The organism is Providencia sp. PROV080 (assembly GCF_033688105.1).
Taxonomy (GTDB): Bacteria; Pseudomonadota; Gammaproteobacteria; order Enterobacterales; family Enterobacteriaceae; genus Providencia; species Providencia zhejiangensis.
The window spans coordinates 2,599,160-2,623,723 of sequence record NZ_CP096346.1 but is presented as its reverse complement, the minus strand read 5'-3'; the positions used below and the strand labels follow the sequence as shown (position 1 = coordinate 2,623,723).

24 protein-coding genes, 2 pseudogenes and 1 riboswitch are annotated in these 24,564 nt (G+C 38.1%); of the genes and pseudogenes, 14 read left to right on the top strand and 12 right to left on the bottom strand.

Annotated elements, in window-relative coordinates:
• Window positions 1-152 precede the first annotated feature (152 nt).
• The 4 genes from M1F03_RS11600 (at window position 153) to M1F03_RS11585 (ending at window position 3,941) form a co-directional block, all read left to right on the top strand.
• A complete protein-coding gene (locus M1F03_RS11600; RefSeq protein WP_154621903.1) occupies window positions 153-350 on the top strand; it encodes a ParD-like family protein in 198 nt (65 codons plus the stop codon).
• Window position 351: 1 nt separating this feature from the next.
• Window positions 352-1,146: a type I methionyl aminopeptidase gene (gene map, locus M1F03_RS11595; protein WP_154621902.1), complete on the top strand. Its 795-nt coding sequence runs from the start codon at window positions 352-354 to the stop codon at window positions 1,144-1,146.
• Between the two features lie 876 nt (window positions 1,147-2,022).
• Window positions 2,023-2,373 (top strand): phage holin family protein, encoded by a 351-nt coding sequence (locus M1F03_RS11590; protein WP_154624736.1) that lies wholly within the window; start codon window positions 2,023-2,025, stop codon window positions 2,371-2,373.
• A 755-nt stretch (window positions 2,374-3,128) separates the two neighbouring features.
• Window positions 3,129-3,941: a hypothetical protein gene (locus tag M1F03_RS11585; protein WP_251464362.1), complete on the top strand. Its 813-nt coding sequence runs from the start codon at window positions 3,129-3,131 to the stop codon at window positions 3,939-3,941.
• Between the two features lie 72 nt (window positions 3,942-4,013).
• Here M1F03_RS11585 and M1F03_RS11580 read toward each other — a convergent pair whose 3' ends face one another.
• Genes M1F03_RS11580 through M1F03_RS11570 form a run of 3 tightly spaced genes read right to left on the bottom strand, consistent with a single transcriptional unit; the run spans window position 4,014 to window position 6,031 of the window.
• Window positions 4,014-5,270, bottom strand: coding sequence for a PTS ascorbate transporter subunit IIC (locus M1F03_RS11580; RefSeq protein ID WP_154624734.1), 1,257 nt, complete (start codon window positions 5,268-5,270; stop codon window positions 4,014-4,016).
• Window positions 5,271-5,281: 11 nt separating this feature from the next.
• Window positions 5,282-5,569, bottom strand: a complete 288-nt coding sequence (locus M1F03_RS11575) for a PTS sugar transporter subunit IIB (protein ID WP_154624733.1) — start codon at window positions 5,567-5,569, stop codon at window positions 5,282-5,284.
• 18 nt (window positions 5,570-5,587) lie between these two features.
• Entirely contained in the window at window positions 5,588-6,031 is a 444-nt protein-coding gene (locus M1F03_RS11570) for a PTS sugar transporter subunit IIA (protein WP_154624732.1), read from the bottom strand.
• Window positions 6,032-6,266: 235 nt separating this feature from the next.
• Here M1F03_RS11570 and M1F03_RS11565 point away from each other — a divergent pair, with 235 nt between their 5' ends.
• Window positions 6,267-7,301, top strand: a complete 1,035-nt coding sequence (locus M1F03_RS11565; protein ID WP_154624731.1) for a LacI family DNA-binding transcriptional regulator — start codon at window positions 6,267-6,269, stop codon at window positions 7,299-7,301.
• On the top strand, window positions 7,301-8,047 hold the full coding sequence (locus tag M1F03_RS11560; RefSeq protein ID WP_163862093.1) for a YnfC family lipoprotein: 747 nt from the start codon (window positions 7,301-7,303) through the stop codon (window positions 8,045-8,047). The genes M1F03_RS11565 and M1F03_RS11560 overlap by 1 nt, the downstream gene beginning before the upstream one ends.
• A 145-nt stretch (window positions 8,048-8,192) precedes the next feature.
• Here M1F03_RS11560 and M1F03_RS11555 read toward each other — a convergent pair whose 3' ends face one another.
• Window positions 8,193-8,483, bottom strand: coding sequence for a hypothetical protein (locus M1F03_RS11555; protein ID WP_154624729.1), 291 nt, complete (start codon window positions 8,481-8,483; stop codon window positions 8,193-8,195).
• 1,009 nt (window positions 8,484-9,492) lie between these two features.
• Here M1F03_RS11555 and M1F03_RS11550 point away from each other — a divergent pair.
• Window positions 9,493-9,882, top strand: a complete 390-nt coding sequence (locus tag M1F03_RS11550; RefSeq protein ID WP_154635772.1) for a hypothetical protein — start codon at window positions 9,493-9,495, stop codon at window positions 9,880-9,882.
• Between the two features lie 155 nt (window positions 9,883-10,037).
• Here M1F03_RS11550 and fetB read toward each other — a convergent pair whose 3' ends face one another.
• Entirely contained in the window at window positions 10,038-10,814 is a 777-nt protein-coding gene (gene fetB, locus M1F03_RS11545) for an iron efflux ABC transporter permease subunit FetB (protein ID WP_154621971.1), read from the bottom strand.
• A gap of 9 nt (window positions 10,815-10,823) precedes the next feature.
• Window positions 10,824-11,102, bottom strand: a pseudogene (locus M1F03_RS11540) (ATP-binding cassette domain-containing protein); the annotation flags it as partial.
• Between the two features lie 65 nt (window positions 11,103-11,167).
• On the opposite strand from M1F03_RS11540, the gene M1F03_RS11535 reads away from it, so the two are divergent.
• Window positions 11,168-12,252, top strand: a protein-coding gene (locus M1F03_RS11535) for an IS3 family transposase (RefSeq protein ID WP_374195714.1) whose coding sequence is annotated in 2 segments (ribosomal slippage) — window positions 11,168-11,429 and window positions 11,429-12,252 — 1,086 coding nt in all. Because the reading frame shifts where the segments join, the coding sequence is not laid out codon by codon here.
• A 40-nt stretch (window positions 12,253-12,292) separates the two neighbouring features.
• Here M1F03_RS11535 and M1F03_RS11530 read toward each other — a convergent pair.
• Window positions 12,293-12,676, bottom strand: a pseudogene (locus tag M1F03_RS11530) (ATP-binding cassette domain-containing protein); the annotation flags it as partial.
• 262 nt (window positions 12,677-12,938) lie between these two features.
• A riboswitch (Fluoride riboswitch) is annotated at window positions 12,939-13,011 on the top strand.
• 113 nt (window positions 13,012-13,124) lie between these two features.
• On the opposite strand from M1F03_RS11530, the gene crcB reads away from it, so the two are divergent.
• The 4 genes from crcB (at window position 13,125) to M1F03_RS11510 (ending at window position 18,146) form a co-directional block, all read left to right on the top strand.
• Entirely contained in the window at window positions 13,125-13,505 is a 381-nt protein-coding gene (gene crcB / locus M1F03_RS11525) for a fluoride efflux transporter CrcB (RefSeq protein ID WP_196713006.1), read from the top strand.
• A gap of 923 nt (window positions 13,506-14,428) precedes the next feature.
• On the top strand, window positions 14,429-15,652 hold the full coding sequence (locus tag M1F03_RS11520; RefSeq protein WP_251464359.1) for a hypothetical protein: 1,224 nt from the start codon (window positions 14,429-14,431) through the stop codon (window positions 15,650-15,652).
• Window positions 15,653-15,655: 3 nt separating this feature from the next.
• Window positions 15,656-16,894, top strand: a complete 1,239-nt coding sequence (locus tag M1F03_RS11515; protein WP_251464357.1) for a Zn-dependent hydrolase — start codon at window positions 15,656-15,658, stop codon at window positions 16,892-16,894.
• Between the two features lie 67 nt (window positions 16,895-16,961).
• Window positions 16,962-18,146: a M20 family metallopeptidase gene (locus M1F03_RS11510; protein ID WP_154623351.1), complete on the top strand. Its 1,185-nt coding sequence runs from the start codon at window positions 16,962-16,964 to the stop codon at window positions 18,144-18,146.
• Window positions 18,147-18,902: 756 nt separating this feature from the next.
• On the opposite strand, the gene M1F03_RS11505 is transcribed toward M1F03_RS11510, so the two are convergent.
• Window positions 18,903-19,079, bottom strand: coding sequence for a DUF2526 family protein (locus M1F03_RS11505; protein ID WP_154621823.1), 177 nt, complete (start codon window positions 19,077-19,079; stop codon window positions 18,903-18,905).
• A gap of 116 nt (window positions 19,080-19,195) precedes the next feature.
• Here M1F03_RS11505 and M1F03_RS11500 point away from each other — a divergent pair, with 116 nt between their 5' ends.
• Entirely contained in the window at window positions 19,196-19,549 is a 354-nt protein-coding gene (locus M1F03_RS11500) for a hypothetical protein (protein WP_230085767.1), read from the top strand.
• A 492-nt stretch (window positions 19,550-20,041) separates the two neighbouring features.
• Here M1F03_RS11500 and M1F03_RS11495 read toward each other — a convergent pair whose 3' ends face one another.
• Together M1F03_RS11495 and M1F03_RS11490 are read right to left on the bottom strand one after the other, a co-directional pair.
• On the bottom strand, window positions 20,042-20,233 hold the full coding sequence (locus tag M1F03_RS11495) for a YegP family protein (RefSeq protein WP_154621824.1): 192 nt from the start codon (window positions 20,231-20,233) through the stop codon (window positions 20,042-20,044).
• 270 nt (window positions 20,234-20,503) lie between these two features.
• Window positions 20,504-20,818, bottom strand: a complete 315-nt coding sequence (locus tag M1F03_RS11490) for a hypothetical protein (protein ID WP_154621825.1) — start codon at window positions 20,816-20,818, stop codon at window positions 20,504-20,506.
• Between the two features lie 288 nt (window positions 20,819-21,106).
• On the opposite strand from M1F03_RS11490, the gene M1F03_RS11485 reads away from it, so the two are divergent.
• On the top strand, window positions 21,107-22,117 hold the full coding sequence (locus tag M1F03_RS11485) for a luciferase-like monooxygenase (RefSeq protein WP_251464355.1): 1,011 nt from the start codon (window positions 21,107-21,109) through the stop codon (window positions 22,115-22,117).
• Between the two features lie 305 nt (window positions 22,118-22,422).
• Here the strand turns inward: M1F03_RS11485 and M1F03_RS11480 are convergent, their stop codons facing one another.
• The gene (locus M1F03_RS11480; protein WP_154621827.1) at window positions 22,423-22,809 is read right to left on the bottom strand and encodes a YkgJ family cysteine cluster protein; all 387 of its coding nucleotides are present in this window, start codon (window positions 22,807-22,809) and stop codon (window positions 22,423-22,425) included.
• Between the two features lie 292 nt (window positions 22,810-23,101).
• Entirely contained in the window at window positions 23,102-24,493 is a 1,392-nt protein-coding gene (locus M1F03_RS11475; protein ID WP_154621828.1) for an L-cystine transporter, read from the bottom strand.
• Window positions 24,494-24,564: the final 71 nt, after the last annotated feature.

The window sequence follows — 24,564 nt, the reverse complement described above, 5'->3', positions numbered from 1 at the left end:
GATTCAAGTCAGAAAATTAAAATTGGCTGTTTTAAACAGGTTCATTCGTGCGATTTATTTCTAGATAGTTATTTAACACCTATCTTTATCATGGTAGATATTATATGGTTTATATATAAACCATAACGTTTTATATGCTTTGAGGGACTATTTTGGGAATTGTCAAAATTTCAGATGAATTACATGACTATTTGCGTCGAGCTAGCCATGTTATGTCACGTTCTATTAATTCTCAGGCGGAATTTTGGATAAAAATAGGTATTCAAGCAGAATTAAATCCAGACAAAACCTTCACGACACTGATTAGTGAAATGTTAGAAAAAGAATCTGTTAATCATAAAGGGAAGTAGCATGAGTAATATCACAATCAAAACAGCGGAAGAAATTGAATTGATGCGTGAGTCAGGCCGCTTGCTAGCTAAAGTATTTGCCATGCTGGATACGTTTATCGTGCCAGGTATTACCACCATGGAAATCAATAATAAGGTTGAAGACTATATTGTAAACGATCTACAAGCTAGGCCGGCCAGTAAAGGGCAGTATGATTACCAATATGTGTTAAATACCTCGTTGAATGAGGTCGTTTGCCATGGCGTACCGAAAGTTGATGAATATTTAAAAGCCAAAGATATTATCAACGTAGATATTACATTAGAAAAAAATGGTTTTATTGCTGACTCAAGCAAAATGTATGTCATGCCAGAGGCTTCTCCACTTGCGCGTAAACTAGTTAAAGATACTTATGAAGCGATGTGGGAAGGGATCAAGCAGGTCAAACCTGGTGCAACTTTGGGAGATATTGGTGCCGCAATTCAACACCATGCACAAGCCAACGGGTACAGTGTTGTGCGTGAATACTGTGGTCATGGTATAGGCCGCGAAATGCACGAAGATCCTCAGGTCCTCCACTATGGCGTACGGGGTCAAGGAGCGGTGTTGAAAGAAGGGATGACATTTACAATCGAACCAATGATTAACCAAGGTGGCATGAAAATTAAAACTAAAAAAGATGGTTGGACTGTGGTGACTCGAGACAAGAAGTTGTCAGCACAATCTGAGCATACGATTTTAGTGACAGCAACAGGTTATGAAGTGCTAACCCTGCGCGATGAAGAAAAGGCTTATGTCGCTAAACATCACCTCTAATAGAGCGAAAATGAGTGTAAAAAGCCGCTTATGCGGCTTTTTGTCTATTTATTCCTTTATTTACTAAGGGAATGCGTTGCTGTTAAAAGCTCAGTTTGATTTTACTGATTTCACTCAAGTTAATATGCTGCATTGACAGTAGAATAACATCACGTCTAACAGACTTTTGACTGTATGAATCGATTGACTCGCCATTGGCTTGGTCATATACCATTCTGTCGTTGTCGTGATAACACTGATGTTTTTAGTCACTTTTACAATGCTAAGTTGCACATTTAAATCCGACATCATGTTATTGAGTTAATCAGATGTATAATTTTATAACAATTTGATTTTATACAATAATAGCTATATTTTGGCGATGACTCAGTGAATAAATTCGTGCTGGCCATTCTGTTTCAATAAATAAATTTATTAGGTTTTACTAATATAGCAAGTTATCGGCGTTTTTGAGTACTTGATTCACATTAAAAATGATAATTGAAAGTCATAATTACAAGGAAATACCTTTAATTATTAGAGAGCTGCATGGTATATAAATAATAGCGTTTTTTACATTTTCTCGGTAAGCGTAATTATTATTAATGACTAAAAAATTAACGTCTTTAATTTGGCTTTTGTGTGTGTGAGGATACAAATCTATCAGCTGCTATATATAAAAATAATATAAAGTTAAATATGTTTTCAATTAATGCTTTTAGTTTTATTTCTCAAAGTTAAAAGGAGGTTTTTGCAATAATGTCATTTGGGAGATTTTTCTGTGTCAGTAGCGATAAAAAATATCAAGGGTAATTGAGATTAATTACGACTTGATATCAATGATAAGGGGGCTTCATTTATTGATAATAATTTTCACTCCATTTAGGAGGTTTCATTATGCATGAGAAAAATATTGATTTTTGGGAGCAGGTTTTTCGCTGGATTCAACTCAATTTTCCTTTATTAAGTGGTGTTATGTTGGCAACGCTAATTGCATTTATTAGAGAATGGCGAGATGGTAACAGCGCATGGCAATCATTAGCCGAAGCAGTCATATGTGGTGCTATTACCGTTAGTGCTATTCGTACTCTACAATGGTTACTTGTATATATGAATTATTCTGAGGCTTGGTCATCCCTTGCGGAGTTTTGTGGAGCGATGATAGGTTTTCTTGGGACAAAAAAATTAAGTTGGATTATTGATTCTTTTTTAATTTCAATAAAAAAACGCTATGGAGATAAAGAGTAACGTGTCATTTTAGTTTCCGAGTAATGAAGAATGAAAACTGAGTAGTACGATAAGCCCTAATGAGGCTTATCGAAGTATATTGTTATTCATAAAAAGAGTAATCGCTAATATAAAACTTAATTGGCCCGTCTCATCAACAGAGATAACTTATATCCATTAATCCATTAATCCATTAATCCATTAATCCATTAATCCATTAATCCATTAATCCATTAATTCATTCCTTTCATTGGGTTATTCTTGTTAAGATTTATAATTCAATTTATGCGTTTTCCAGACGTGCGGTCATGTGTGTGAACAACGCGTCAGAGATCCGGTCAAAATTATCTTATTGTAGAGAAAAGCGTAGGGCATTTGATCTGCGGAGCTAATCGACTTTGCCAAGGGAACGATGTTACCTCATTGCATACACGTGGCGGTAGATATTCTGACTATATGCAAACACTAAAACTAGGTTGATGAAATTTTGTATTAAAAGGGACTTGGGTTAATTCACGATGACACACTGGGATTTAATTGGGGAAACTCGAGGAGTGTATGCCAAAGCTTGAATTTGAACATCAAAAACCAATTAAAAAACAGTAGGTTAACTAGCTGTTTTTTTAGGTGTGAACATGAGTAATGGCAAGCAAATAATCATTTTTAGATGGCATTTTAGCGTTAAAATCTGAACTTGTTTTTGGTCGTTAAAAAGCTAGAAAGTGTTATTCTGGATATGTTATATCATCGAGAAATTTCTTATCTGGAACTTCTCTATGTTTAGCCTTTCTGAATTAATTAATGACACACCTATTGACTCTATTCTCTTATTTGTTATTACGTTTATTTTGTTAGTGATTTCAGCTTACATCGGTAAATTTATATTTAAGCGTAGGAATGCACATGAAGACATTGCGGATGACGAAGCGAAAATAATATTAGGCGCAATTTTATCCTTACTGGGGTTATTGATTGGTTTTGTGTTGTCAATTTCAATCAATGGCTATAATAACCGCCAACAAACTGAGGAAAATGAAGCGATTGCGATTGGCAATGCTTATCAACGGATACAAATACTCAACAATAGCGATAAAAATGATGCAATCCATCTATTACAGCAGTATTTAGAAGCAAGAATTGAATTTTTTAAATCGGGTATCAGTGATGAAAATAATCAATGGCGAAGGGTATCTTTAGAAAAGCAAGCCGCACTCTGGGATATCGCCGTTAAGGAAGCGAACCAATCTCCCAACCCAGTCATTGCTTCTGTACTCACTGCGTTTAGTGACCTCTATCTTTCACAGCAAAAAACCATGGCAAGTTGGCGTCATCAAATACCAAACGCAGCTTGGTTTTTACTCATTTTCTTTGCGATTTGTTCTAATATCTTGATTGGATACAACATCCGAGGCACGAAAGGAAAGAACGGGTTAATTTTAATATTGCCTTCCTTAACAACATTAGCGTTATTTATGATTGCAGAGATTGATATTCCGGGAGAAGGGGTTATTCATGTGACTCCGGATGATTTGATTTCTTTGCAGGAGTTCTTATTTAAAGAAGGGGCGTTAGTGGGTAAGTTGGGCTAATAGCATTTGGAAATTGATTGCTTAATGAAGTGAAAAATCCCCGTAGCCAAGGTGGCTATGGGGATTTTATTTCTAGCGTACAATAATACCTAACAGAATACCGATAGCTCCAAAGTCAGCATCACTAAATGTTGTATTTGCGATACCGATATCACCAAGAACAGGTAATAGGAATACAGGTAAGAAGGTAATCAATAAACCTTGCGCAAAGGCACCTAAAATGGCACCTCGACGTCCGCCTGTTGCATTACCGAATACGCCAGCTGCTGCACCAACGAAGAAGTGTGGCACAACGCCTGGAATAATGACGGTCATATTGAGCGCATAGAGAATAAACATACCGATTATGCCGGCAGCAAAGCTACTTAAGAAACCGACTAATACAGCATTTGGCGCATAAGGGAAGACGACAGGGCAGTCTAGAGCTGGTTTTGCATTTGGTACTAATTTATCCGAAATACCTTTAAAAGCAGGTACGATCTCAGCAATCACCATACGAACACCTTGCAGGATAATATAAACACCCGCAGCAAATGTAATAGATTGCATTAATGAGAACATGAACCAATTTTTACCGCCACTCACTTCACGTACATAATCACCACCCGCGAATAGGCAGGTAATAATGAAAATAATGAACATAGTGAATGAAATAGCCACTGGGGTATCACGTAAGAAAAGCAAGCTCTTTGGCACATTCATATCTTCAGTTGAATGTTCTTTATTACCAAATTTACTGCCAATAAAACCAGCGAGGACATATGAAATAGTGGAAAAGTGACCAATGGCGACATCATCAGAACCCGTGACTTTTTTCATGTATGGGTGCGCGATGGCTGGGAAAAACACCATACAAAAGCCGACAATCAGTGAACCAACGACGACTAGCATTGTTCCTTGCATTCCAGCAGTTGCTAGAATAACGGCAACCATCATTGACATGAATAATGTGTGATGGCCGGTGAGGAAAATAAATTTCCATGGTGTCAGGCGTGCAATGAGTATGTTGATTAACATGGCAAAGAACATAATCATCGCCATTTCACGGCCAAAGCTCTTCTGAGCGATAGAGACGATCGCTTCATTGTTTGGAACGACACCGTTAATGCCAAAGGCATGTTGGAAAATCGCTGAAAAATCACCGAGTGAACTAACGACTAAACCAGCACCTGCACCTAAAATGACAAAACCCATGATGGTTTTGATGGTGCCTTTAATGCATTCGGTCACCGGTTTTTTTTGAGCAATCAGACCGATAAGTGCGATCAGACCCACTAATATAGCGGGTTCTGATAGCACATCTTCCATCAGAAAACGAAAAAATGACATACCGCCTCCGTTTATAGTGCGCCGAGATTACGCAGAGCGACACTCAAATGTTCTTTCATTGCAACTTTGTCGATCATATTTTCTAGCGCAACAATTTCACCATTAACGTGTTGTGCGACTAATTGCTCCGCGATATCTTTAGTTCCGACATAAATATCACTTGCAGTTCCTTTTGCTGAACCAAGATCAACATGATCAACATCTGCATTGACTTGCAAGTCTTTCAAAATTGTTTTGATGCTCATTTCCATCATTAGGCTAGTACCTAAACCATTTCCGCATACGACTGTGATTTTCATGTGATTTCCTTTTAATAATTAGTAACGAGCGATGATATTGAGAATGTCATCGATGTTTTCTGATTGCATAATGCTGTCAATATCTTCTTGATTATCAAAAAGTTCTGCAAGTTTAGCAATGGCGCCAATATGGCTATCACTGTCAGTTGCAGCAAGAACAATTAACAGCTTGATTGGGTCGTTGCCTTCAGATCCAAACTCCACACCATTCTTGATAACGGTTAAACCCAGTGATAATTGGTTAACACCGTCTTCCGGGCGAGCATGGGGCATTGCAATGCCTGGACCTAGCACATAATAAGGACCAATTTTTTCATGTGAATGAATGATGGCATCAATATAAGAAGGTTGAATGGAATTGTTTTTAATCAAGGGTTCGCAAGCGATATTAATCGCCTCTCGCCAATCAGTGGCGTTTTCGACAACCTGAATAACATTGGGGGTCAGTAATGTCGTTAGCATTAAATTTGCTCCTGGTAATGTAAAACTCTTTTTTTAGCTTTTCTTCTAACTAAGAGCATAGTAGTGATCAATGGTAGCGCTATCTAGTTGAATTATTCATTTTCGTGATAGCGCTATCATTTCGCAAAAATAAAGCGAATAAAAAGCAAAGAGCATAAAAGTCCGCTCATTAACAAAACTAACCTGTGGTAACTTATAGCCAGATAGAGAATGAAATAGAGCAAAAAAACCTTTTATGGAAAAAATACGCAAAAGAAAAAATACAGGACGGGTAACGCTTCAGGATGTGGCCAAATATGCAGGTGTGGGATCAATGACTGTATCGAGAGCGTTGCGTACTCCTGATTTGGTATCAGATAAACTGCGAGAAAAAATTAATGAAGCCGTTGCCGAGTTGGGATACATACCAAACTCTGCGGCTGGAATATTAGCATCAGGCCAAAGCAGAACCATAGCAGTGTTAGTACCGTCATTAAGGGACTACGCGAGTTCGGCATTCCTGCAACCATTACAAGACGTGCTGAATAAAAATAGTTATCAGGTTGTTATTGGTAGTCATGATTATCAGCAAAAAAAAGAAGCAGAGGTTCTATTTACGTTATTACAAAGTAATCCTGCCGCTGTAGTGATTTTTGGGGCAATTAATTCCGAGAGCGTTTTTAATTACCTTAAAAATATTGATATTCCCGTCATCGGTGTTGCAGGTGAATCGAATTATCCGCTGTCATTAAACATCAGAAGTAATATTGGTGAAGCCGTGTTTTTTTTAACCCACTATATGCTGCAAAAAGGGTATCAAAGAATTGGTTATATAGGCGCCCAGATGGATAGCAAAGTACAAAGTCAGCAATTGAGTGGTTGGACAAAAGCCATGCTCAGTCACTATCATAGCGCTGAACAAAGTATTACGACGCCCTATGTTGCGACGATGGATTTTGGGCGCCAAGCGATTAGCGAAATGCTAACACGGCAGCCTGAGCTTGATGCCGTCATATGTAGCCATGAAATGATTGCATTAGGTGTGTTATTTGAATGTCAAAGAAGACTCGTAAAAGTACCGTCTATGTTAGCGGTTGCTTGCGTTGAAGGATCATCTAATTGTGATTATATTCATCCGTCATTAACCTCTGTGCGTATTGATTATAGCAAAATGGCAAAAGAGACGGCGAAGAAACTACAAAAATGGTTAGCAGATCCTGATAGTGATTACTCGAATCAACACGAAGAGATCATCTTTCCTTATAAATTTGAAGCAAGGCAAAGTGCATAATGATGAAGTTTATAACTTTCGCTTTCACATTAGCGAGTTTATTAATGTCGACGGCATCAGCAGAAAAGGGATATCTGCCAGCAATACAAAATATATACGCATTGTACAGTGGTGTATTAATAAAGGGGCCTGTAAAAGAAATAAATGCGACGTTTTATACTGAAAATAATATAGTCGCTCATGAGATTAACTTAAAATTGGACGAAAACAGTTGTATTGAGAGTTTTGAGTCCATTTCTTCTGCCGCTAACCAGCATATACAATTAGCAAGAGAAGATAACCAATTAAAAGGTCGTAGCGCTCAAGGGGAGATTATTATTAATTTAGACGACCAATGTCGTTTTATCTCTCAAAAAGATCATTATGGTACTGCGTATTTTGAATACAATGAACGGGGTTATATCAAGAGTATTACCAATAGCAGTAGCGATACCATTGATACATTAGTTTATAGTCATTTAGGTGAGCTTCAGGAAATGAATTACTATGATAACAATCAATTGTATATGCAGACGATCTACACGCCAATAGCCGATAGTGAGCGTTATGCGGATATTCGGATAGAACAGAAAATGCTTGGTGATTTGGGGTATAGCGTTGACAGAAAATGTCAATATAATCCGTCGGGAGCACCAACAACTTGCCAAGTTTTAACGACCTATGATGTTGATGGAAAAATGCAAACTCAAAAGCAGTCTTTAGTGATTGAAACACAATTCTATGAGGTTCAAGGGGAAGGTAAATAACTCACCGCTTAAGTGATAAGTGAGTGTGACAGTTATCGATATGGTCGTAAGGATTGATGATTTCTGAGTTGCTGTCCTTTGAATGAAATGCGCTATATCTCCGGTGAACGCCTCTTTAGGGCAAGTTAAAGAGGCGTTTGATTTCTTATTTTTTATTAATCAACGTTTTATTATAAATAAAACGCGCTTCCGCTTGTTGCAAATAACTCAGAATGAGTTGATAGATCTGCTCAGATTTATGGCATAAATTGCTATTGCTCGCCAAAGTGGGTTCCACTTGTTCGATAAATTGTTTTAAAAAATCATCAATACTTAGATTCTTATGAGCAATTTGTGTATGGTAAAACTGATATACATATGATGCTTGTGTATCTGAAAGATCGATATTTGCATTTATATTGTTGATTGCAAGTAAGAGCAATTGAGTATTTGTCATAATACACCCTATCACAGAGACGTATAAATGCTACCTGACTAAAATGAAATCCATTGTCAAAATTGGCCGTAAAATTTTAGTTTTCTCATTCAAGATAGATTTATAGGAATATTCTGTATTGGTACGCCTGCTATTTTGTGTCCGCAATCAATAAGGCATGGTGTATTCACTATTTCTATTGGGCTTTTAAGTATATTTTTAAGGGGTATCTGGCGCAAATTGCACCTTAAAAGCGTGTTGAATGCTAACCTCTTATTCTATTGATGTACTGAGTTTCTCACTATGTCGTGTTTTGACGCGCTATGGTGATGTGAGATTAGAGTCATATTTTCCCAGATGAGTGAAGCGCGATTAGTCTAGTCGACGAGAAAGGTAAAATAGCACAAAATAGAAAAAAGTGGTTTATTGATTCATCTGTATAAATTAAAGACCGCCGGTACTGGTGATATAGCCGAACGACAGATAACAAATTTAGATTGTATTATGAATTATCGTTATGATTTCTATTTTTTATCCTTCATTTACTCCTTTTGCGGGAGTGTAAATATTTAGATACAAATATTTGCTTATTGAAGGAAATATTTTTATTTATTCATGTTTTAAAATGCCATATTATTTGTTCTTAAGTTAAATGTTTTATGGTGATTATGCTGAAAATATTCTTTTTCGCTAAAAGAAACAAACTGTAACAGTTTGGTGGGGCAATAACTCTTATTTTCAATCGTTATTACTGATAGGATTACTCTTTGATTGTGTGAGACGAGTTAAAATAATTTAATTTTATTAAACTGAGTTATTTTTAACTGTTATATTTTCATCGCTGTTTCTCGCCTTATCATAATTATTTTTAATAGATAATAGTAAGAAAAATTTAAGTTATTAATGTGAGACGTATCGTTACCTAAAGCTGTACTCTACCTTATACTATTTAGAGATGCTTTAATTAACACGCTTGTTAAATATCTTTTTGTTTAATTATCAATGTGTTGGTTTTTTAAGAGCGTAAAGTATGAATATAGTCAAATTGCTCACGATCGTGCTGATTGTCGGTGGTGCATTTCTATTAGGGGTTATTTTTAATTATAAGCCTCAACCGGACCTGATCAAATCGGTTAAATATAGTGTAGTGGATTATTTGTCTTATCCTGAGTCAGCGGCATTTAGAAATATAAAATATAATTTTATTCGTGCAACAACTGACAAAGGGGAAGTCGGTTATGTTTGTGGGGAAGTATTAAGGGTAAAAAATGCAAAAATAGAAGGATATAAACGGTTCACGGTAAAGGTTTACAAAAATCAAGACGGCAGAACAGTATTGTCAATTCCATTAGTTGAAGGGGATTATGATCTGTTACCGTTGTCAGTGATGGAATCGTTATGGAAGCGATATTGCAGCTAAATTAATGCTTAGTGAATTTAGCTGTAATAGAGAATAGTATATAACCACTCAAATAACTTATTTTTATGATCTAATAGCCAAATCGGAAATTGCGAAAATTCGCTTTATAAGAAAACACTGGATAATTGCGCTGTTACCCAGTGTTTCCTCTGTGATTACTTATTTAGCGTGTTTATAAGTAGCTGATGACGATTATTATAAAATTTAAGGTAGGTCATATATCCCGTTAAAATGGTCGATAAACTGGCCGTAGCTAATAACATAAATGTTACCATGATCTGATATTTAACTGCTTCCAATGGATCAACACCAGCAAAAATTAATCCAGACATCATTCCGGGTAAACTGACGATACCGACTGTTTTTGCTGAGTCAATTGTTGGGATGAGTGATGCTCGGATACTATCACGAATGATAGAAATAGAGGCCGTTTTTGGGGTTGCACCTAGGCTTAGCATCTCTTGTATTTGCTGTTGTTGATTACTAAAACGCTGCCCTAAATTATTAAAACATAAACCGACAGCAATCATCGCATTGCCGGCAATCATGCCTGTAATTGGAATCACCTGCATAGGTGTAAAGACAATGGCTTTGGTGATAATCAAGATCAATAAGGTTAAAAGTGTGCTGGAGGTAATGGCGATAAAAGCGGTTACGAAAACTTTTTCTATATATTTACTTCTCTTTCTCGCATTCCAGGCAGCATTAAAGCAGATAAACATAACCATAGCGATAGTGAGAATTTCATGATCAACATGAAAAATATACTTTAGAATATAACCAACAATTAATAGCTGGACGATCGCACGGCATGTACTCCAAATGATGTCTTTTTCTAGAGTGAGTTTTTCTTTGTGGCTAATAAAAATGGCAACCAGAACAAGCATGATAGAGAAAGCCAAGGATTCATTGGTAATATTAGGTTGGTGCATGGCTTATTCCTATTTTTCGGTATGATGAGCGGGAAGGGTAATCATGTTATCTGCATGTGAAATTTCATCTTGGTCATGTGTAACCCATAAGATGGCAATATTTTGTTGTGTTGCTAATTGATGGATTAATTCATTGACTTTCACTTTATTCGCCTCATCCAAAGCGCTGGTTATTTCATCTAATAATAAAACTTTAGGTAAAAATTGAAGGTTACGAATCAATGAGATGCGTTGTTTTTCTCCTCCAGATAGCTCATTGATGCTTTTTTCTAAGATAGATTCTGTAATCCCCCCGAAAAATCGCAGCAGTTATTTATAGAAAATTCTATTAAAATAAACTCAAGGAGTTTTCTATGCGTAAATCAAAATTCACTGATAGCCAGATATTGGCAATCATTAAACAAAATGAAAGTGGTATGCCCGTTCCAGAACTCTGCCGAGAACATGGTGTTAGCTCTGCAACATTTTATAAGTGGCGAGCTAAATTCGGCGGTATGGATGCTTCGTTGATGAAGCGAATGAAAGAACTCGAAGACGAAAACCGTCGGCTCAAAAAAATGTATGCGGAAGAACGTCTCAAAGCTGAGATTCGTTTGGAGGCGCTTGAGGGAAAGTTATAAAGCCATCTCATCGTAAGGAGATGGCTAAGGCTGCCGCAATTAAGTATGACATAAGCATTCGCTTTGCTTGCTTGTGCATGAATGTGAGCGAAAGCTGCTTTTACTATCAAAGTAAACTTAATGCTGAAAACGATCAGATTGCTGACTGGCTAATACGCCTAACCGAAAACAAAAAACGTTGGGGGTTTGGTCTATGTTTCTTGTATTTACGCAACGTAAAGGGCTTCGCATGGAACCACAAGCGCGTTTATCGAATTTATTGTGAGTTGGAGCTTAATCTTAGAATTAGGCCTCGCAAACGCTTAAAACGCGATAAGCCTGATGCCCTCAGTGTGCCTGTAGCCATTAACCAAGTATGGTCTATGGATTTTATGTCAGACAGCTTAGCCAGTGGCCGCAGCATTCGAACCTTTAATGTCATTGATGATTTTAATCGTGAATGCTTAGCGATTGATGTTGATTTATCGTTGCCTAGCGCACGAGTTATTCGGTCGTTAGAACAAGTCATCGAGTGGCGCGGTAAACCCAAAGCGATACGATGCGACAACGGACCAGAATATATTTCAGGAGAGCTAATAAACTGGGCAACACGGCAGCAAATTACCTTACTTTATATTCAGCCTGGCAAGCCTACACAAAATGCTTACATTGAACGCTTTAACCGAACAGCTCGTCATGAATGGCTTGATTTAAATATATTTGAGAGCGTTGAGCACGCTCAAGAACTTGCCACACAGTGGCTTTGGACTTATAACAATGAGCGGCCGAATACGGCGATTGGAGGAATACCCCCGAGACAGCGATTACAGGTAGCTTAAACTCTATAAATAGTTACTGTGAAAAGTGGGGGGATTACAATTCGGGTAAAGAAAAATAGCTTAGATCTTGAAGCACTTTGTTTTTATTAAAAGTTTGCTTACGTATTTGATAAGGAAAAAATAGGTTGTCGTAAACAGTAGAACCAAATAAAGAGGGAGTTTGTGTACAGTAAGAAACTTGTTGGCGATATTCTTCCGGTGAGAGAGTCGTATAATCATGACCATTAAAAAGCAGACGTCCAGAAGTTGGCGAGAGTAACGAAGCGATTATTTTTAGTAGTGTGCTTTTTCCGCAACCAGAAGGCCCTGTTATTAATTTGAATTCACCTTCATATAAACGAAAATCTACTTTGTCTAGTATGACTTTATTATCAATGACGTATCCAATATTCTCCGCGGTCAATAGTGTGCGTTTTTTATCCATTTTAGATTTATCCTATGAAAATTAATCTGACTTCATGTGGAAATTTTATCATTGATTATCGATCTCAATAGTGACATGAAACGATATAAGCCGTTATATGCTTTGCAGTGCAAAACATTATGCGCCATTTACGTTAAAATTTACATATTAAGACGAAATAGAATGCCAATCGGAAAAAGATATTAATAAAATTTACGTTTTATTGTTGAGTTAATATGACTGCAAGACTCGGCGCTTTACCTTAATATTCATTATGGATATCCTATTGATAGGAGATGGCATTCCTCCTATCAAAAACCGCCCAAAGAAAAAGGGCTAATGATGCCTACGTTAACCTTTTCAATTGATAGGGGGCGTAGCGATTATGCGCCCTGAATATTTTGGGGCATAAATGCTTTCAACGTTTCCTTCTCATTTATCCCCTGTTTACAGCTATAAGGGATTGTCTATGTATGCATCACTTTTTTCTATTGCGTTAGGTTCCGTCTTGGGCGGTTGGCTAAGGTGGTTTGTCAGTTTAAGGCTTAATCATCTTTATCCAAACATTCCAATGGGCACAGTGTTTGTGAATTTAGTCGGGGGCTTTGTTATTGGCTTTGCTATTGCTTATTTTGCTAGCTCAAATTTAAATCCAGCTTATAAATTGTTTATTGTGACTGGTTTTTGTGGTGCCTTTACGACGTTCTCAACGTTTTCATGGGAAGTTTTGATGCTGATTCAAGAAGGAAAATTGATGATTGCGCTGAGTACTATCGCAATTCATGTTGTAGGAGCGTTATTTTTTACCTTCTTAGGCATGCTTTGTCATCATTGGCTATTGCAACAGTAATGCCTGAAAACGGCTCTTCCATTGTGGATGATGATTAACGATAAATTGAATATTTTCGGCTGGATGCATAATAGGCGAAAAATAGGAGTAAGCTCACAAGGGCTGCTTAGAAGAAAAGTATTGATATCACCGCCTTACTCTGGTTGCAAAAACTAGGCGCTTATTTGTTAATGACAACGGGTAAGGTGGGTATTTATAAATATTAAGATAATTTTTATAAATGAATATTCCTTATTAATCCCTAATTACGATCAGTTATTTTAAAGGAGACGATATTGAATCTCTTTATATTGTATTTACGTTTCTCAATGAGTGAAATTTTGTCTAGTTAAAAATATGATCAATTATCCTCACATCGTATCTTTAAAATGAAGAACGCATTATTTCAGAATGGCTTTTAGCAAAAAAACACTTTTTACACACTAATTTTAACAAAATGCTAATAAAGTAGATTGTTTGGAGTAATTTGATTCTATTATGAGAAAAACAACCTTTTTTCCTAAATCATAAGTGTATTTTTTGGAATTATGGCGGTCGACAACAGAATATAATCTCGTTGAACAAAAAATAAACCAAGAAATTATTTATTATTAACTCTGTATTTTGTGAAATATATCGCTAAAAAATCACGCCATTATCAGCGTATTCCTGATGTTGCAATAGATTTTTTATTATTTATCACTATTTTAATAATGAGTTTTCTATTTGGCAATTTGCCTAGTCTTCCAGAGCGTTATCTATACATATTGATTTTCGATGATATTATGATTTTTGTTGCTATTTTCCATTATCGATAGCGAAATAATCTCATATTTGGCTATATATCAAACTAATTATGAAGTTATATCGCGCGTTATAAAAAATAATAAAACGTATAGCCTTAAAAAAATTGAATTAGAAAAAGATATTGACGGGGAAAAGTTATGTCACAGATGTTAGCTCTGTTTATCATAGTTTTGATATTGTATATCGGCGATGCAATTGCGGTGAGAACCAAAGCTTGGATCCCTTCTGTATTCGTGTGTGCCGTTTTATTCCTATTCGGTTATTGGACATTCTTTCCAAAGGATATTGTAAGTATTGCTGGAATACCGCAAGTGGTTGCAGTGATGTTGATGTATCTGTTAATAACCAATATGGGAACACTGTTATCGCTAAAGGAACTTTTACGGCAGTGGAAAACCATTTTAATTTCCTTATCTGGAATTTTAGGCATTATTATATTTATATTCGCTGTGGGAATGGTGTTATTTGATCTCAATACAATCTTGGTTGCTATTCCACCCTTAGTGGGGGGAATTGTTTCTTCACTTATTATGTCTAAAGGGGCAGCGGATGCTGGCCTGATTGATTTATCCGTGTTTGCTATTTTAATTTATGTTATGCAAGGTTTTGCCGGATACCCATTAACAGCGGTCATGTTAAAAAGAGAAGGGCGCAGAGTTCTTGAACAATACCGTAATGGTCAATGGAACGCGTCATTATCTGTTGAAGGGGCAAAAGATGTTGCAGTAAAAACGGTGGTTTCTGAAGAAGAGATGCCGCGTTTATTCAAGAAAATACCTTCACATTACAATACCAGTTATTTTAAGTTTTTACGCTTAGCCGCGGTTGGGTATCTTGCCTATTTAGTTTCAACATGGGCTGCCCCTATTGTGAGCATTAGCCCATTTGTATTATGTCTGTTATTTGGGGTTATCGCTTCTTCACTCGGCTTTTTAGAAAGGCAACCTTTACAAAAAGCCAATGGGTTTGGCTTTGCCATTATGGCGTTGATGCTGTTTATTTTCGATACCTTAAACCATGCGACTCCAGACATGTTATTACGACTGGTTTATCCAATGATTGTTTTAATTGCTGCCGCAGTAATTGGGATGTATCTCGCTTCTTGGATAGTCGGAAAGATACTGGGTGTCTCTAAAGAAATGGCATTCGCCGTATCGTTAACCGCACTCTATGGTTTTCCAGCCGATTATATCATTACGAATGAAGCGATTAATGCGCTGACGAAAGATGAGAAAGAAAGGCAAATTCTGACCGGCCATATGTTAGGACCCATGTTAGTCGGTGGATTTATTTCAGTGACCATGGTCTCTGTGGTACTTGCTGGAATTATGGTTGGTTTTATTACACCACTTGCAGGGTAAATGATGATGGAAACAAGCACATTCAGAATTCAACGGCATTTAGAGCAGTTGGCCGAATTTACATCGACACCGGGTCAAGGAACGACTCGTATGAGCTATAGTGAGCAAGATAAGCAAGCTAGAGCATATTTAAAAGAGCAAATGCATCTGCTTGGCTTACAGGTACGTGAGGATGCCATCGGTAATCTCTATGGACGATTAGAAGGCACGGAAAGTGGGTTGCCTGCCGTTATGATTGGTTCACATTTTGATTCTGTACCCCATGGTGGCGCTTTCGATGGGCCAGCAGGGATTGTGGCAGGGTTGGATGTTGTGGCGCGTATTCGTGAGCAACAACTTCAACCACGTTATCCCCTTGAAGTCATTGCATTGGTTGAAGAAGAAGGAACCAGCTTTGGGCGTGGTTTGATGGCTTCGAGTGTGATAACAGGTCTGATTGGTCGCCAAGAGTTGCACCAATTAACTGACAGACAAGGTATTTCTGCGGCACAACGTATGGCTGATGCGGGATTTAATGCCGATAAAGCAGCAGAAGCCGTACTTGTACCGTCGACAGTGAAAGCTTTCTTAGAACTGCATATTGAGCAAGGCCCCGTCTTAGAGCAAGCAAATGAAGACGTTGGCATTGTTGATATCATTGTTGGTATTGCTCAGCTTGAAGTCAAATTAACGGGTAAAGCGGGGCATGCAGGAACGACACCAATGCATATGCGTGCTGATGCATTGGTGTGCGCGAGTCACATTATCAGCCAAATTGCGAACATAGCGATAACAGTAGGTGAAAGTACGGTTGCAACAGTCGGAAGATTGAATGTGTTACCTAATGGGGCAAATGTGATCCCGAGTGAAGTCACATTCAGTGTTGATATTCGTTCGAGAAATGAAACGGCGTTACGTCAAGCCATTGCACAAATCATCGCGCTGGTTGAGCAGGAAAGTACTAAGAGGAATATTCAAAGTGATGTTATTCAGCCTCTTTATGTTTCACCCACAAAATTAGCCCCTGAAATTCATCAATTGATGGTAAATCATGCACAAAAACAGGGATTACGTTATCGAACGATGGTAAGTGGTGCAGGGCATGACACGATGATTTTTGCCGGTATCACAGCCACAGGGCTAATTTTTGTACCGAGTCGTAATGGATTAAGTCATCATCCAGATGAATGGACGGATTATGAGCAAATCGCTCGTGGTGTTGACGTTATGTTTGAGACTGTGCGGTCATTAACCGAATGTTGAACTCATAATCAGTCTTATCGTGATTAAGCAGATGAAGAGATCTCTGCTCTGAGGTAAAGGTAGAACAATGGTAAATACAACAATTACTGAAGCAATCAAAAAATACACAACAGCGATGATTGCCTTTCGTCGAGACCTGCATGCGCATCCTGAATTACCGTGGGAAGAAATACGGACAACAAAACGGATTGCAGAAGAGTTAACTAAGATTGGTATCGAATATCGACTAACAGAGCCAACAGGGATTATTGCTGAAATTAAGGGCGGAAAACCAGGCAAAACGGTGGCGTTACGTGCTGATATTGATGCGTTACCCGTGCTGGAATTGAATGATTCTTTGGAATATAAATCACAGAATCAAGGAAAAATGCATGCATGCGGACATGATGCACATACCTCGATGTTATTGACAGCCGCAAAAGCGCTATACGATGTCCGCGCGGATTTGAAAGGCAATGTGAGGTTGATTTTTCAGCCGGCTGAAGAGATAGCCCAAGGCGCTAAAGAAATGGTGAAACAAGGTGCCGTGGAAAATGTGGATAATGTATTTGGCATGCATATCTGGTCAACGACGCCTTCCGGAAAAGTCTCTTGTAACGTAGGGGGGACATTTGCCTCCGCTGATTTGTTAGTCGTGAAGTTTAAAGGGCGTGGTGGTCACGGTTCAATGCCTGAAGCCACAATTGATGCCGCTGTCGTGGCATCTTCTTTTGTGATGAATCTACAATCAGTTATTTCTCGTGAGACATCGCCATTGGAATCAGCAGTGGTCAGTATTGGGAAGATGGAGGTTGGTACTCGCTTTAATGTGATTGCTGAAAATGCGGTATTAGACGGAACTGTTCGCTGTTTTAATCTTGAAACTCGCAGTCGTATTGAAGCGGCAATCAGACGTTATGCAGAACATACCGCCGCAATGTATGGCGCGACAGCGGAAGTTATTTATACTTATGGCACACTTCCTGTGATTAATGAGGAACGTAGTGCATTGTTGGCGCAATCTGTTATTACGCAAGCATTTGGTGAAGACACGTTGATGTTTGAGAAACCAACAACGGGTGGTGAAGATTTCAGTTTTTATATTGAAAACATTCCTGGCTGTTTCGCTTTATTGGGATCAGGTAATCCAGATAAAGATACACAATGGGCACATCATCATGGGCGTTTTAATATTGATGAAGATGCAATGGTGACAGGTGCTGAACTTTATGCTCAATACGCTTGGTCTTATTTGCAACAAGATGAATTTTAATTAACCGCGTTAACCTTGTCGTGACGATAGCGACAAGGTTTATATTTTTGACAATATAAGCCGATTCCCTTCTCAAAAACGTCTCTCCACTGCCTATTTTCAAACTCATGATCGCGCTATGACAATCATCACACTTTATCCTACATATGAAAAGAAGGATTCTTGTCATCAAGTAAAATGCTATTGAGGTGAGTTAGGCGTAAATGAGTAAAAATAGTGCGGTTACTTTTAAAAATGAACATAAAAATTCTCATATACAATCTATTGATTATTTAATTGTCGATAATTAAATTTCAAAAATAGGTAATGCTAGATGGTTTTTTTGAATTTAAAGGTGCTAATGGTTTTTATGTGTTTAATTTTTAGGGAATTGCCTTACTATATAGGGTGTTATTATTGGGGGTATTCAGGGTTGTTTAAAATAAAACCTATCATCACTATAACTTATTGAATTTAAATAGGTAAGCTAATCAAGTTAGAGGTTGCTAAGCAAGTAAAATAAAGAGTGAGAGTTTAAGGGAACAGTTATTTATGATTATTTATAGAGACAAAGCTGCGCTGAAATGACGAATAAATAAAATAATTATTATTGTTTTTAATATACAATGATATTAATAAACTGATTTAATTTAAACAATCGATTATATATTTAGCGTAATTGATGCTATATATTGACATGACCAATTTAATTAGACAAAATTCGATTAAGCATGTGATGGGTAATAAATGTTTTATTTTATACTCATCACATTGGCTTTACGATTCATGATGTTTAAAAATTGCGTTTCTTAAGCGTTGCTGTTGTTCGAAGCGTTGCTCTTGTGTTAACAATTCATCGTGGGAAAGTTGCATAAGTAACGCATTCATATTAGGGATCGAATTCTCTTCTAATAGCGAATCGACGTGTTTAACGATATTTTTATAGTGTTGCATAGCATCCTCCAATCGTTGTGATGAAAAGATTATAACATATGGAATGTCGGTCTCCTTATTTATTATAAGTAGTGATTAGCGTATTTTTATATTAAGACAAGCATAGGAATAAGATATTGAAATTAACCGTTATGTTGATGTGTTTGTTGTTATTTGCCTGCACGTCAAAATGGGAACCCGTAGGTTTATCTGAATGGACATATCAGGAGGCGGATTCACAATGTGAATTTGATGCCTTTAAACGATTTCCCGTTCGTAACGAAGTCGCCCAGCACACTGTGTATGAAACCATTTCAAAAAAGTGCAAGAAAGACGATGAATGCGGTAAAGAAAAAACTTATGAAGAGAAAGTACCGAAGACAGAGAGCTATGTTTTAGATGTTAATAAAGAGAGTCGTCGTCAAGAATATGTTCGTTGTATGAAACGTAAAGGCTGGCAAGAAAAAAACGATTATTTTTGGCAGTCGTAAACGTTTCTTGCATTATCAGTCGTAAACGTTTCTTGCATTATAAAGTGTAGGTTCAGTGAAGTTTATCACAAAGCCCTTATCATCATTAGGGCTTTAATTCTTATCGCTGTGGCAAGTGATCGTGTGTGACTATTTATAACGTTACATGGAGATTATCTCTGTCAGTGAAGTGGTATTTTATTATCGCTGCTGGAAACTGACTGGATAGGTGCATTGGAGGGATTTGATAATAGGAAAGCACGATTTCAGCTATGGCTATTATGACGTTATTTCCAGAAGCAATGACATCAATGGCTTTTGAAGACGAACACTTTTCTGACATAACAAAGTCATGGCAATTTCGGTTGGTGATATCAGAATCCTTTTATTACCCCTATACGATGAGTCTTTGTCGTGACTGAATGAGTGTGCTTTATTAGGCGAGTTGCGCATAAAACGCCTCGTAGGTTCACAAGGCGTTTCAGCCGTTAAGTCGAAAAACCTTTTTTGACGCTATGAAGCGGTGAGATCTTTGATTTCCTCTGTTGCGGCATTTTTTTGGACAGATGCAATTCCTTTTAATGCAGCTTGCTTCGTCGAATACATCTCGCTACTTGCGATGATTTCATGATTTGCAGCTTTAAGAACAAAATAGTATGGCTGAGCCGTATCTTTTGTCGATTTTTTCAGTTCGAAATAACCCATGATTTGCTCCAACGGTTGTATAAAAATAGATACTCAAGTCTACACAATACTGTTTGTTGCTTATTAAGATTAGAAATAAATAAGGAAATTTACTAGTTTTAGACTAAATTTAATTAGGATAAAAAAAAGCCTCTATAAATAGAGGCAATTCGTAGGATTAATAGATCTACTTGTTATTCGCTTAAGATAACGAACATTTGCAAGAGATGCTATTTGATTCTGCGTATTAGTCTAAAAGGTAATACCTATGAGGTATTTTATCTTAAAAAACTATTGTGCTGGAGTCGTTGTAGCTGCATTGGCCGGTTGCGGTGCTGCACCTCGTTTCATGGGGGCATACTCAGGCATTTCTACAATGCTCATTTTAACCATGTAACGTTTACCTTCTGCCACTTTGGGTGCATCATTAGCAAGTTTTTTCAATGTTTCATTTGGGGTTGTTGTCTGTTGAGTCACACTGAATAGCATATTAGGGTGATTCCCCATATGGCTGCGTGGCACTTTATTATTAGGGCCATTAGCAGCAGCCGAAAATCCAATTGACATCAACATGATAGCAAGTAAACCAGAATTTAATTTTGTCATTGATATATCCTCTTATTTGCACTGATTTGAATAATCAATGAATTGGTTTTTTACCGCAATCGGTTTTACCTGCTTTGACTGAAGCTTCACAATTGCTGCACTTTTTCCATATTTTCTACTTATTTAGCTTCCTAACACAAATAGCAGAGTCAATTAAGGCTTTATTATGGGGTGTTCGTATAGCGAGATAGCATCACTTGTGCTGTAGGAAACAGAGTGACTGGCAGGTGAGAGAGTAATCGATTAGCATGTTGTATAACGAACAAAATGATAACAAAGTGAGTCATTATGTCTGATATCAATATGCCTTTTTCCGTGTTAGATCTTGCGCCTATCCCTCAAGGTGCTACCGCTAAGGAAGCCTTTTCTCATTCTCTCGATTTAGCTCAATTAGCTGAAAAACTCGGCTATCATCGATATTGGTTAGCGGAACATCATAATATGACTGGGATAGCAAGTGCTGCCACATCAGTGCTGATTGGCTATCTTGCTGCGAATACCACAAGGTTACGTGTAGGTTCGGGAGGCGTTATGCTACCTAACCATTCACCTCTGGTGATCGCTGAGCAATTTGGAACATTGAATACCTTATATCCAAATCGAATAGATTTAGGACTAGGGCGTGCTCCGGGAAGCGATCAACAGACCATGAGGGCACTACGTCGGCACATGAGTCAGGATATTGATAATTTTCCGCGAGATGTGGCTGAATTAGTCAATTGGTTTGATGCAATAGATCCTAACCCACCTGTTAGGCCTGTTCCCGGTTATGGCGAAAAAATTCCAGTTTGGTTATTAGGTTCAAGTTTATACAGCGCACAGCTTGCTGCTCAGATGGGCTTACCTTTCGCCTTTGCATCACATTTCGCACCTGATTTGTTACTACAGGCACTGCATGTATACCGTGAAAACTTTCAGCCTTCAGCAAGGCTTGAGAAGCCTTATGCAATGGTTTGTATCAATATAATTGCAGCTGATACGGTGCGTGATGCTGAATTTTTATTTACATCAATGCAGCAAGCTTTTGTTATGTTGCGTAGAGGACATCCTGCTCAATTGCCACCGCCTGTTCAAGATATGGATAAAATTTGGTCTCCAGCCGAGCAATTGGGGGTGCAGCAAGCCCTAGGGATGTCATTGGTAGGAGATAAGGCGAAAGTTCGTCATGGGATAGCGTCTATATTGCGGCAAACTCAGGCCGATGAAATCATGGTTAATGGGCAAATTTTTGACCATCAGGCTCGCTTATATTCATTTGAATTAGCAATGGAAGCCATGACAGAGTTAAGGGAAGAATAAACATATTAGCGTTTTTTTGCGTAGATAACGCTTTAACATCCGTAAAACAAAGAAATAGTCCTTGGAAGCCATTTAAATCCTCAACATAACCCATTCGGGTTATGTTGATTGACGTTAGATAAACAGTCGATCTGAATATCATTCAGAGGCATTAAAGAAGAGGGGGTGTGGCTAAAGGAGATGACCATTTTTCATTGTTATTCAATTAATCTATTGAGATGAATAAGCTCAATTTCTTCATCGAAGTAAGATGTATCATCAATGGATTCAAAGAGATAACCCAGAGTGACCTGGGTCATAGACGGTTAACACGCGATCTGTGGCAAGTGAGGTTCTAAAGGCGGAAGGCCATGGGCTGCTCGAGCTCGGTCACAAGCTTCATTGTGAACTCCTGATAACCATGATTGTTCAAACTCGCGGCAAGGCGTTGGTCGTTGTGTGTAAATTGAGCAAGAGACACATTCGCCAATGGTACCTGTCAATGCGGTGCAGCGCGTATTGTGTTTTTGGTTCGTCCCTTTCATTGCACTCATAAAGGGGGTGATCTGCTCAGTTAACTCTTGAGGGACTAACCCACCACCACTTTCACTCTCAGCCCAATAGAAAGAGACGCGAAAATAAGCGCAACATGCACCGCAACTTACACATGGGTTATTTTCAGGATCAGTTTTTAGTATATGAATATTGGTCATATATAAAATCACTAAAAAATATTGATGATGGTGACCCGCAGAACACGGGCTGACGTAACATAGGCAGATAGCCTAGAATCGTTACTCAGCCGCTATTATCTTACGTACTATTGACTATTGGCAAGGTATTTTAGAATTAAACACTGAAATTTATCGTTATCCATACGATAAATAAATTTAATTAAAGGCGTGAGATAAAAAAACACCCTGTCAGCCTAAGACTCACAGGGTGTGATTGTTATTTTACTAACCGAGCCCGATAGGACGGTGAGTAGTTAATCATGAGCGAAGATTAGACGTGTTTTAGTTCGCCATCCTCTTCCTGGTTATAAATTGTTTTGTTGGTTTCACCCATTAACTGACTGGTTACGGTACCCGCAGTCATTGAACCGCTCACGTTTAATGCGGTACGGCCCATATCAATCAATGGTTCAACGGAAATCAATAATGCCACAAGCGTGACGGGGAGACCCATCGCTGGCAATACAATTAATGCCGCAAATGTTGCACCACCACCAACACCCGCAACCCCAGCGGAACTGATTGTGACGATACCAACCAAGGTGGCAATCCATAGAGGATCAAATGGGTTAATTCCCATTGTTGGCGCAACCATTACCGCCAACATCGCAGGATAAATACCTGCACAACCGTTTTGGCCGATAGTGGCACCAAAGGAAGCGGAAAAGCTAGCGATAGACTCTGGCACACCAAAACGGCGAGTTTGCGTCTCAATATTTAATGGAATACTCGCTGCACTAGAACGGCTTGTGAAAGCGAACGTTAATACTGGACCTGCTTTTTTGAAAAATTTAATCGGGCTTAGGCCAGTTACCGCAATGAAAATACCATGGATAATAAACATTAATCCGATTGCGACATAAGAGGCAATAACAAAAGTACCTAAGTTGATGATATCAGATAAGTTAGAGCTTGCGACAACTTTTATCATTAGTGCCATTACACCATACGGTGTTAAACGCATCACTAAACGAACCAGTTTCATCGCCCAAGCTTGTAACACATCGATAGCCGCTAATGCTTTCTCACCACGCTCTTGGTCATCTTTGAATAATTGTAAGGCAGCGACACCTAAGAAGGCTGCAAAAATCACGACGCTAATAATTGACGTTGGGCTAGCCCCAGTCAGATCAGCAAATGGATTTTTTGGAATAAAGGATAAAATTAACTGTGGAACAGCTAGATCAGATACTTTACCGACATAGTTATTTTGAATCGCATCAAGACGTGCGGTTTCTTGCTGGCCTTGAACCAAACCTTCGGCCGTTAAGCCAAACAGATTAGCCATCAAAATACCAATCAGTGCGGCAATGGCTGTCGTTAATAGTAGTGTACCAATCGTTAAAAAACTAATTTTTCCCAAAGAGGAAGCCTTGTGTAGGCGTGCAACAGCGCTGAGTATTGAGGCAAATACTAATGGCATAATAACCATTTGTAATAATTGCACATAACCATTACCGACGATATTAAACCAGAGAATGGAATCCTTCAGCGTTTGGTGACCAGTACCATACACATAGTGTAGCGCTACACCATAAGCAACACCGAAAACCAAGCCTAATAAAACTTTTTTAGATAGACTCCAGCCCTTTGCCCCTAATTTTGCTAGCAGTATAAGCAGTGCTACAAAGATGAGCACATTAATTATTAAAGGAATATTCATTCCGAACTCCAATCGCAGTTTTTGAATTATGTTATTAGCACTGTAAACCTTAAAGGTTATAAGGGATTAGC